Here is a 10,797-nt window from a genome sequence, read left to right on the forward strand (position 1 = left end):
GGCGGCGCACCGCGGACCTGCTCGCGGCCGGCTACCTTGCCGCCGTCGTCGTGGCCTGGGTGCTCATCCGCCCGGGCCGCAGCGGCACCCGGAACTGGGACAACATGGGCGAGGTGCTGCGCGCGGTCCTGGAGGTCTTCACCCACGGGGCGGTCGACCGGCCGATGGCGGTCCTGCCCACCGTGCTGACGGTGGTCGGCGCCGCCGTGGTGCTGAACACCCGCAGGAACCGCTGGGTGCTGGGCATCTACCTGATCGCCGCGGTGCTGTACGTGGTGGGCAACTGGAAGGAAGCCCCGGAGCTGCGCTGGTGGGTCACCGGGGTTTTCTACAACGACTTCTTCCGGATCAGCGCCATGCTGCCCGCTGCCGGGATCCTCACCGCCGCCGTCGGCGGCACCGCGCTGGCCAGCACGGCCCGGTCCTTCTTCCGTGCCTGGCTGGCCCGGCAGGAGCGGAAGAAGCCTACCTGGTTCCGGCCGGCCGCCACCGCGGTGCTGGTGGTGGTGAGCCTGGCGGTGGTCCCGTTCTTCGCCGTGCAGCGGGGAATCGAGGTCGCGGCGGCGAAGTACCGGTTCACCCCGGTGTCGCCGCTGCTGTCCTCGGACGAGCTGGCCCTGATCGAGCGGCTGCCCCGCCGGGTGCCCCCCGGCGCGATGACCATGGCGGATCCGCTCACCGGTGCCGCGCTCTCCTACGCCTATACCGGGATCAAGACGCTGCTGCCGTCCGGGGAACGCGCCCCCAGGGCCGACGCGCAGCTGCTGATGGCGAAGCTGGACGAGATGAAGACCGACCCCTCCGTCTGCCCGGTGGTGCACGAGCTGAACGTGCAGTACGTCCTGGACTTCGGCAAACTCTCGGTGAGCTGGGACAAGACACCGCACGTACCCGGCCTGGACAACCTCTCCCCGGCCGCCGGCTTCGAACTGGTGGACCAGCAGGGCCCGGACGCACGGCTGTACCGGATCACCGGCTGCGGCTGAGCCCGTCCAGGCCCGTCGTACCGATGCCTTCCGTGCGGCTGCCGAGGACTTCGACGGCCCGGGCCGGCCGACCGCCGCCGGTTCCCGGCCGAGCTCTCCTCCGGGATGTCCGGCCGGTCGCCTGCGAATGCCCCGCGGCGCTGGTCGCCCGGATGCCCCAGCCCCACAATCTCGCCCTGATGGCACCCGGCCTGCAGGTGCGGGTCCGGAGGCCCGCCTGTTCTTCTGCCGATGCGGCTGCTGCTGCCGGCACGGGCCGGAGTAGAGTGTCCGGCATGGAGACTCCTGCCCCCTTCGTCGAGCCGACGCCGCGGCGGATCCGGGTGCGGCTGAACGGCCGGCTGGTGGCCGACAGCAGCCGGGCACTGCTGCTGGTCCGGTACGACGCTCACGGGCTGCCCACCTACTTCCTGCCGCTGGAGGACGTCCTGCCCGGGACCCTCGCCGACGAGGCCCCCGGCCGCCGGGGCGGACGGACCTGGACCGTCCGGGCGGGCGGCAGGCAGGCCCCCGGCGCGGCGTGGACGTATCCCGATCCGGCCGGCCCGCTGGCGGCGCTGGCCAACCACGTCACCTTCTCCTGGCAGGAACTCGAGTGGTACGAGGAAGACGAGCGCGCGCTGGTGCATGCGCGGGACCCGCACAAGCGGGTGGACACCCTGCGCAGCTCCCGCCGGGTGCAGGTCTTCGCCGGCGGCCGGCAGGTGGCCGATAGCATCCGGCCGCTGCTGCTCTTCGAGACCGGCCTGCCCACCCGCTACTACCTGCCGTTCGAGGACGTGCGCACCGACCTGCTCGAAGCCAGCGACACGGTCACCGCCTGCCCCTACAAGGGCACGGCCCGATACTGGTCGCTGCGGGCCGGGGACGTCTTCGTGCGGGATGCCGCCTGGAGCTATCCGGACCCGGTCCCGGAGATCCCCAAGATCCGCGACCTCCTGTGCTTCTTCAACGAGCGGGTGGACCTGGTGGTCGACGGCGTCCGGCTTCAGCGGCCGCAGACCGTCTGGTCGGTCACGTCCGCGGCCTGAGCACCGGCGCGGCCGGCGGGCGGGTACCCTTGATGGGTGATGAAATCCCCCCTGCCCGTGCGCGACGGCGTCAATGCCACCCGGCTGCGCCTGCCTGCCGGGGGGCCCTGGGCCACCGCCCTGGACTACATGCTCCACCGCTGGGGCCATGTGGACCCGGACGGCATCCGCGAGCGCTTCGACCGCGGCGAGATTGTCGGCGCGGGCGGCGTGCGGCTGCACCGCGGCACACCGCTGGCCGAGCACACCTTCATCTGGTACTACCGGACCCTCCCGTCCGAAGAGCGGCTGCCGGTGGAGCTGAGCGTCCTGTACCGGGACGAGAACATCCTGGTGGTGGACAAGCCGCACTTTTTGCCGACGACGCCGGGCGGCACCTACATCAGCGAATCCGCCCTGGTGCGGCTGCGGGTCCAGCTGGAGATCCCGGACCTGATTCCCATGCACCGGCTGGACCGGCTCACCGCCGGCGTGCTGCTGTTCTCCACCAACCCGGCCACCCGGGGCAAATACCAGGTTTTGTTCGAAAAGCGCCGGGTGCAGAAGGAATACGAGGCCATCGCGCCGGTGGACCCGGCCCACGAGTACCCGCTGCTGGTGCGCAACCGGATGGTCAAGTCCCGCACCTACCTGCTGGCCGAAACCGTGGCCGGGGAGCCGAATGCCGAGACCCGGATCGAGCTGCTGGAAACCCGCGGCGGGCTGGGCCGGTACCGGCTGCAGCCGCACACCGGCAAGACCCACCAGCTGCGCGTCCACATGGCGTCGCTGGGCATCGGGATCCTGCACGATCCGTTCTACCCGGTGCTGCTGGACCAGGCGCCCGACGACTTCGACCGTCCGCTGCAGCTGCTGGCCCGCGGCATCCGGTTCACCGACCCGCTCTCGGGCCGGCCGGTGGAATACCGCAGCCGGCTGGAGCTGTCCGAATGGACGGCCGGACAATAACGAGGAACAACGAGGAACGCCGCGGCCTCCGGGACCGGATCCCGGGGGCCGCGGCGCGGGTGCTGGATGGTCAGCGCGGGCGCGTGGCGGGCGTGTCCGCCGCCGGGACCTTGGCCGTGGCGACCGCCCCGCCGAGGGAGATCAGGCCGATGATCACCAGCAGGGCCGCCGGGCCCCAGGAGGCATTGTCCGAGAGGGTCAGGGACAGCGTGGCTACCGCCGGCATGAAGCCGGCGAGCACGGCGGAGAGGTTGGCCGACAAGCCCATGCCGGTGTACTTCACCTCGGCCGGGAACAGCTTCTCGATCAGGGCGCCGATGATGGCGTAGGTGATGGCGCACGGGCCGAAGGTCAGCACCATGCCCAGCACCACCATGGCCGGCTCGCGGGTGTCCATCAGCCAGAAGATCGGGAAGGCGAGCAGCACGAAGACGACGTAGCCGACGATACCGACCCGGGCCGGCCCGAAGCGGTCCGCGAGGCGGCCGGCGACCAGGGTCATCACCAGCTGGGCGACCGCACCGATGGTCATGGCGCCGAGGATGACGGACTTGTCCATCCCCAGCACGAGGGTGGTGTAGCCGATCATGAAGGTGGTCAGGATGAAGAAGCCCGCGTTGCCCACCAGGTAGGTGCACACGCCGATGGCGAGACGCCCGGGCGCCTGGCGCAGCAGTTCCAGGACCGGGGCCTTCCTGGTGCCCTTGGTCTCCCTGATCTCCTGGAACTCGGGGGTTTCCTCGACGTTCCAGCGCAGCCACAGGGCCACGCCGACCAGGACGATGGAGGCCAGGAAGGGCAGGCGCCAGCCCCAGCTCATGAAATCATCGCGCGGCAGCAGGGCCACCAGCGTAATGGCACCGGTGGAGAGCAGGGTGCCCACCGGGGAACCTGCCTGGACCAGGGCCGCATACAGGGAGCGGCGCCTGGCCGGGGCATACTCGATGGCCATCAGGGTGGCCCCGCCCCATTCGCCGCCGGTGGCGATGCCCTGGACGGCACGCAGCAGGGTCAGCATCAGCGGGGCGGCGATGCCGGCGCTCGCGTAGGTGGGCAGCAGGCCCATCAGCGTGGACGCGATGCCCATCAGCGTCACGGTGGCGACCAGCGCGCCGCGGCGGCCGAATTTGTCCCCGATATGCCCGAAGACGACGGCGCCGATGGGGCGGGCGATGAAGGCGGCGCTGAAGCTCAGGAAGGCCGAGATGGTGGAGACTACCGGATCGCTGCCCGGGAAGAAGAGGGGCGCGAAAACAATCGCGGCGGTGGTGCCGAACAGGAAGAAGTCGTACCACTCCAGCGCCGTTCCGATGAAGGCCGCGGCAACAACCTTGCCCGGACGGGACGCAGGCTTCGTGCCGGCTTTCGAATCGGCCGGGGTGGCTGCAGTCTCCGGAGAGCGTCCGTGTGTCATAGGAAAGAACTTTCGGATCCGTGAATGGAATGCGCCCCCTGGGCGCAGCATGTGCGAACTGATCGTAGGGTGATCCATTACATTCCCGCCAATGCCTTTTATTGCAGCTATCCATATCATTCAGGCATGATTGCTCCATGAACTTCCGCCGCCTCCAGTATTTCCTCGCGGTGGTCGACGCCGGCACCGTCACCGCCGCCGCCGAGCAGCTGCGCATCGCCCAGCCGGCCCTGAGCCGGCAGATCAAGACGCTGGAACGCGAGCTGAAGCTGGTCCTGTTCGAGCCCCAGGGCAACCGGCTGGCACTGACCCAGGCCGGGCGCGCCTTCGTCCCGGCCGCGCGCCGCCTGATGGTGGAAGCCCGGGGCCTGGAGGACACCGCGGAGGCCTTGCGCACCGGCCGGGTGGCCACCCTGGTCGCCGCGGCCACCTCCGCCTCGGTACGCGGCTTCCTCGCCCCGTTCATCGCCACCACCGGACCGGACGACCCGCTGATCATCACCCGGCAGACCAGCCACTTCGACATCCCCGACGCCCTGCTGCACGGTGCGGACTTTGCCGTCTCCCCTGCCGCCCCGGTGGCCGGCCTGGCCGCCATGTTCCTGGCCAGCATTCCGCTGAAGGCCTATGTCGCCGCCGGCCACCCGTGGGCCCGCGGCGGCGTCGAGGCCCTGCCGCTGGCCGAGCTGTGCGGGGGGCACGCGGTCCTGCCCTCGCACCAAAGCGTCAGCCGGCACATCCTCGACGACGCCCTGAACCGGGCCCAGCTGGCCTTCGACGAGGTTTCCGAGTGCGACGACGGCCAGACCATCATTGCGCTGGCGGCGGCCGGCCAGGGCATCGGCATTACCACCGACCAGCCGCTGTTCGGGGCGCACCCGGTGCGGATCCTGGACGGGCAGCCGGGGGCCGGCCCCGGCCGGCAGACCCTGCAGCTTCCGCTGCACGTGACGTGGATGCCGGGGCATTTCGCCGAGGAAACCATCCGCGCCGTCGCTGCCCGGCTCCGCCGGTTCCTGCATGCCCAGGGGGCCGTGCTGCCCGAACGCGGCACGGCCGGCGAGGATGCCGAAACGACATAGGGATGCGAGCATTTATGCATTAGACAGCATGAAGGTGGGCTCGGATACTGGAAGCAGCCCCACGGCCCAGCCCACGGATTCCGGAGATGCCCATGCAGTTCGATGTACTCTTCACCAACGGAGTGTTCCACACCCAGGACCCGTCCCGTCCCGCCGCCCGCAGCCTGGGCGTGCACCACGGGCGGATCATCAGCCTGGACGGCGAACTGCCGGCCGCCGCCTTCCGCCAGGTGCACGATCTGGGCGGGGCCGCCGTCGTGCCCGGCTTCCACGACGCGCACTGCCATTTGAGCCATCTCGGCGAGGCGACCCTGCAGGCGGATCTGCGCCCGGGCACCGTGGACTCGATGGACGAACTGCTCGCCGCCATCGACGCGTCCGCGGCCGCCGCCCCCGCGGGACGGTGGGTGGTCGGGCAGGGCTACGACCAGAACTACCTGGGCGCCCATCCCACCGCCGAACAGCTGGACACCGTCAGCCACGGCCACCCGGTGTACCTGATCCACAACTCCCGCCACATGGGCGTGGCCAACACCGCCGCCTTCGAACTGGCCGGCTTCCCGGGCCGGCGCAACGTGCCGGTGCCCGGGGGCGGCGCGGTGCCGGCCGACGCCGGGGGCCGGGCCCTGGGCCTGCTGCAGGAGACCGCGCGCGCCCTGGTCATGGACCACATCCCGGCCAAGACCGCCGAGGACGTGGCCGGGATGGTCGCCGCCGGTTCCGAAGCGGTGCTGGCACTGGGCATCACCTCCATCACCGAACCGGGCATCGGCGCCCCGGACCACATCGGCATGTCCCGCTTCGACCTGGCCGGCTTCCAGCTGGCCGCCGAGCGGGGGCAGCTGGGCGTGCGGGCCACCGTCATGCCCTACCTGACCACGCTGCACCGGATCGGCGAGGCCGCCGTGGACGGACACCCGCTGTACGGGCTGGACCTGGGCCTGCGCACCGGAATGGGCGACGACGTCCTGCGCATCGGCCCGGCCAAGGTGCTCTCGGACGGCTCGCTCATCGGCCGCAGCGCCTTCATGTGCTGCGACTACGAGGCCGACCTGGCCGAAGGGCGCAGCAACCGCGGCCTGCTCCAGTTCCCCGAGTCCGACCTGCGCGAACGGCTGATCGGCGCGCATCTGGCCGGCTGGCAGCTGGCCGTCCACGCCATCGGCGACGCCGCCCTGGACGTGGCGATGGACATCCTCGAAGAAGCGCAGCGGATCCGGCCGCGCCCGGACCCCCGGCACCGGCTCGAGCATGTCTCGGTGGCCAGCGACGCGCAGATCGCCCGGATCGCGGCCCTGGGCCTTGTCCCGGTCCCGCAGGGCCGCTTCGTCCACGAACTCGGTGACGGCGCCGCCCGCGCCCTGGGCCCGGAGCGCACCCGGCTGGCCTACCGGGTCAAGGCGCTGCTGGAGGCCGGCATCGAGATCCCGGCCAGCACCGACGCGCCCGTCGTCGATGCCAACCCGATCCTGAACATCGCCTCGCTGGTCAACCGCACCACCGCCGCCGGCGCGGACTTCGTGCCGGCGGAACGGATCAGCGTGGCCCAGGCGGTGCGGGCCTACACCGTGGGCAGCGCCTACGCCGTGCACCAGGAACAGGACAAGGGCACGCTCGCCCACGGCAAGCTCGCCGACTTCGCGGTCCTGTCCGAGGACCTCTACCGTGTCCCGGCAGACCAGATCGCCGCGGTCACGGTCGACGCCACCGTCGTGGCCGGCCGGATCGCTGCCGGCAGCCTGTAGACCCTTCCCTCTTTCCCGCCCTCTTTCCAGTCTTTCCCGTTGTCCCGCCGGCCCGGCCGGCCCTGCACCCGTATTGAGGAGTACCCCCATGAGCACACCCCGGCACGCCGGCCAGGCGATCGTCGATTCCCTCGCCCTGCACGGCGTCCAGCGCGTCTTCTCCGTGCCCGGCGAAAGCTACCTGGCCGTCCTCGACGGCCTGCACGGCAGCGGCATCGAGAACGTGGTCTGCCGCCAGGAGGGCGGCGCCGCCTACATGGCCGAGGCCCACGGCAAGTTCACCGGCGAACCCGGCGTCGCGATGGTCACCCGCGGGCCCGGCGCCGCCAACGCCTACGTGGCCGTGCACAGCGCCTGGCAGGACGGCACCCCGATGGTCCTGTTCGTGGGCCTGGTGCCGGTCGCCGACCGGATGCGCGAGTCCTTCCAGGAATTCGATCCCCACGCCTGGTTCGGCACCCAGGCCAAGCGCGTCTTCGTCCTCGACGAGGCCGGCCGCGCCTCCGAGGTCGTCGCCGAGGCCTTCTTCGCCGCGAAGTCCGGCCGGCCGGGCCCGGTCATCGTCGGCCTGCCCGAGGACGTCATCACGCACGAATTCACCGGCCGCCTGGTCCGGCCCCTGCCGGTTGCCGAGGGCGCCGTCTCGCCCCGCGAACTGGAGCAGCTCAGGGCCGCCCTGGCCGGCGCCGAGAAGCCGCTGATCTTCGTCGGCGGCCAGCGCTGGACCCCGGAGGCCGCGCAGGTGATCACCGCCTTCGCCGAAGCCAACGGGATCCCGGTGGTGCAGGACTGGCACGCCGCCGACCGCATCCCCTCCGGCTCCCCGGTCAACATCGGCTCGCTCGGCTACGGCCGCAGCGCCGCCGCCGCGAGGATGTTCGACGAGGCCGACGTCCTGCTGGCCATCGGCGCCGTGCCCACCGACGTTCCCACGGACGGCTTCACCCTGCGCCAGCGCGAGGACGCGGTGAACTTCCTGGTCAGCATCGACACCACCCTGCGCGGCCGCTCCGGGGCGGTGACCGGGCACATCGTCGCCTCCCCGGTGGCGTTCGCCGAAGCGGCCGAGGGCCTCGACCTGGGCCTTTCCGCGGCGCAGGCGGCCGCATGGGACGCCTGGCGCGCCGCCGGCCGCGGGGCGCAGACCGCGCTGTCCACGATCGGCGACTACGCACAACTGCCGGCCACCCGCGAGGGTACCGCGCACATGTCCGTGGTCATCGGCGAGCTGCTTGCCCGCATCCCGGACGACGTCGTGAGCACCGTCGGCGCCGGCAACCACACCGCCTGGGCCCAGTGGTTCCTTCCGGCCAGCGTCTTCCCCTCCCAGCTGGGCACCCGCAACGGGTCCATGGGCTACTCCATCGCGTCCGCCGTCGCGGCCGCCAAGGCCGCCCCGGAGCGCCTGGTCGTCGCGGTCTGCGGCGACGGCGAGTTCCTGATGAACGGCCAGGAACTGGCCACCGCGGTCCAGTACGACGCACCGTTGCTGGCGGTCGTGATGGACAACGGCCAGTACGGCACGATCCGCGACCACCAGGAGCGCCACTTCCCGGGCCGGGTCAGCGGCACCCAGCTGTCCAACCCGGACTTTGCCGCCTTCGCCCGCGTCTTCGGCGGCCACGGCGAAACCGTCACCGCCGACGACCAGGCGGCCGGCGCCGTCGAACGCGCCCTCAAGGCCGTCACGGACCAGCGCATTCCCGCCATCATCCACGTTGTCACCGACCAGCAGATCGCCCTCCCGTAACCTACGCGGACAGCCCAGCGGATAACCAAGGAGAACCAGATGAGCCTGTACGCCGTCACCAACCCGGCCACCGGGGAAACGGTCAAGGAATACCCCACCGCCAGCGACGCCGACATCCAGGCGGCCCTGGCCGCCGCCCATACCGCCTTCGGGCAGTGGACCGGGAGCAGCATCCAGGAGCGCGTGAAGCTGCTCGGCCGGGTGGCCGGGCTCTACGCCGAACGCCGCGCCGAACTGGCCGCGATCATCACCCGCGAAATGGGCAAGCCGATCTTCCAGGCCGGCATCGAGATCGACATCGCCGTCTCCATCTACCGCTACTACGCCGAGAACGGCCCGAGGTTCCTCGAGGACGAGGAACTCGACGTGGCCGCCGGCGGCAAGGCCGTGGTGCGCAAGGAGGGCCTGGGCGTGCTCCTCGGGATCATGCCGTGGAACTTCCCCTACTACCAGGTGGCCCGCTTCGCCGGCCCGAACCTGATGAACGGCAACACCATCCTGCTCAAGCACGCCCCGCAGTGCCCGGAGTCCGCCCTGGCCATGGGACAGATCTTCCTGGATGCCGGCGCCCCCGAGGGGACCTACGTGAACGTCTTCGCCACCAACGAGCAGGTCGCCGGCATCATCGCCGACCCGCGGGTGCAGGGCGTGTCGCTGACCGGTTCCGAACGCGCCGGCTCGGCCGTGGCCGAGATCGCCGGACGGAACCTGAAGAAGGTCGTGCTCGAACTCGGCGGTTCGGACCCGTTCATCGTGCTCGACGACGCCGACCCCGCCGCCGCCGCCAGGTCCGGCCTCTTCGGCCGTTTCGGCAACACCGGCCAGGCCTGCAACGCAGCCAAGCGCTTCATCGTGGACGAGAAGGTCTACGACGATTTCGTGGCGAACTTCAGCTCCGCCGTCGCCGGCATCAAGGTCGGCGACCCGGCTGACGCCGACACGTTCATGGGCCCGCTGTCCTCGATGGCCGCCCGCGACGGCCTGGCTGCCCAGGTCCAGGACGCCATCGACAAGGGCGCCACCGTGCTCACCGGCGGTGCACCGCTGGAGGGCGAGGGCGCGTTCTACGCCCCGACCATCCTGGCCGGCGTCACCCCGGAGATGCGCGCCTGGTCCGAGGAGCTCTTCGGCCCGGTGGCCGTGCTCTACAAGGTCTCCGGCGAGGACGAAGCCGTCGAGCTGGCCAACAGCTCCGCCTACGGGCTGGGCGCCTCGGTGCACACCGCCGACGAGGAGCGCGCGCAGGCAATCGCCGGGCGGCTGGAGACCGGCATGGTCTACATCAACGAGCCCTCCGGCACCGCCGCCGAGCTGCCCTTCGGCGGCATCAAGCGCTCCGGCGTCGGCCGCGAGCTGGGCAGGTACGGCATGGACGAGTTCGTGAACCGGAAACTGATCCGCACGGCCAGGTAGGCCCGGGCCTGCCCTCCCCACAAACCTGGGCGGGATAGTTGCTGTTATCGGGCGCCAAAACAGCAACTATCCCGCCCAAAACGGGAAGGGTCAGCCGGCCAGGTTCGCCTGCACCTGCCGGAAGACCTGCGCCAGCCGCGGGGTGAAGAGCACGAACTCCACCAGCTGCACCCCGCCGGCGTGGCCCAGCACCTCGCCCAGCCCGGCCCGGGCCACGGTTTCGGCCTCCCAGCCGTAGGCCCCGGCGCCGATGGCCGGGAACGCCACGCTGCGCGCGCCCACGTCTTCGGCGACCCGCAGGCTCTGCCGGAAGGCCGAGGCCAGCAGCCCGGGGTCCGTCTGCCCGGCGTAGCGGTTGGGCCCCACGGTGTGGATGATCCAGCGGGCCGGCAGCCGGAACCCCGGCGTGGCCACGGCCTGGCCCACCG

9 protein-coding genes are annotated in these 10,797 nt (G+C 71.3%); 7 read left to right on the forward strand and 2 right to left on the reverse strand.

Going from position 1 to position 10,797, the window contains the following annotated elements:
- The 3 genes from ACFQ36_RS16765 to ACFQ36_RS16775 form a co-directional block, all read left to right on the forward strand.
- A partial coding sequence (locus ACFQ36_RS16765; protein WP_377015587.1) for a DUF6541 family protein occupies positions 1–986 on the forward strand: 986 nt, incomplete at its 5' end.
- A 275-nt stretch (positions 987–1,261) separates the two neighbouring features.
- Positions 1,262–2,017: a DUF427 domain-containing protein gene (locus tag ACFQ36_RS16770; protein WP_377015589.1), complete on the forward strand. Its 756-nt coding sequence runs from the start codon at positions 1,262–1,264 to the stop codon at positions 2,015–2,017.
- A gap of 39 nt (positions 2,018–2,056) precedes the next feature.
- Entirely contained in the window at positions 2,057–2,965 is a 909-nt protein-coding gene (locus tag ACFQ36_RS16775; RefSeq protein ID WP_377015591.1) for an RluA family pseudouridine synthase, read from the forward strand.
- Between the two features lie 70 nt (positions 2,966–3,035).
- Here ACFQ36_RS16775 and ACFQ36_RS16780 read toward each other — a convergent pair whose 3' ends face one another.
- Positions 3,036–4,379: an MFS transporter gene (locus tag ACFQ36_RS16780; RefSeq protein WP_377015593.1), complete on the reverse strand. Its 1,344-nt coding sequence runs from the start codon at positions 4,377–4,379 to the stop codon at positions 3,036–3,038.
- 137 nt (positions 4,380–4,516) lie between these two features.
- Between ACFQ36_RS16780 and ACFQ36_RS16785 the strand changes: the two genes are divergently transcribed.
- The 4 genes from ACFQ36_RS16785 to ACFQ36_RS16800 all read left to right on the forward strand — a co-directional run bounded on the left by ACFQ36_RS16785 (position 4,517) and on the right by ACFQ36_RS16800 (position 10,369).
- Positions 4,517–5,461, forward strand: coding sequence for a LysR family transcriptional regulator (locus ACFQ36_RS16785; protein WP_377015595.1), 945 nt, complete (start codon positions 4,517–4,519; stop codon positions 5,459–5,461).
- 86 nt (positions 5,462–5,547) lie between these two features.
- Entirely contained in the window at positions 5,548–7,206 is a 1,659-nt protein-coding gene (locus ACFQ36_RS16790; protein ID WP_377015597.1) for an amidohydrolase, read from the forward strand.
- An 88-nt stretch (positions 7,207–7,294) separates the two neighbouring features.
- Entirely contained in the window at positions 7,295–8,956 is a 1,662-nt protein-coding gene (locus tag ACFQ36_RS16795; RefSeq protein WP_377015599.1) for a thiamine pyrophosphate-dependent enzyme, read from the forward strand.
- Positions 8,957–8,995: 39 nt separating this feature from the next.
- Positions 8,996–10,369, forward strand: coding sequence for an NAD-dependent succinate-semialdehyde dehydrogenase (locus tag ACFQ36_RS16800; protein WP_377015601.1), 1,374 nt, complete (start codon positions 8,996–8,998; stop codon positions 10,367–10,369).
- A 90-nt stretch (positions 10,370–10,459) separates the two neighbouring features.
- Here the strand turns inward: ACFQ36_RS16800 and ACFQ36_RS16805 are convergent.
- Positions 10,460–10,797, reverse strand: a 338-nt coding sequence (locus ACFQ36_RS16805) for a macro domain-containing protein (RefSeq protein WP_377015603.1), incomplete at its 5' end; no start/stop codon positions are given.

The sequence above is a fragment of the Arthrobacter sp. GCM10027362 genome (assembly GCF_042679445.1).
Lineage (GTDB): Bacteria > Actinomycetota > Actinomycetes > Actinomycetales > Micrococcaceae > Crystallibacter.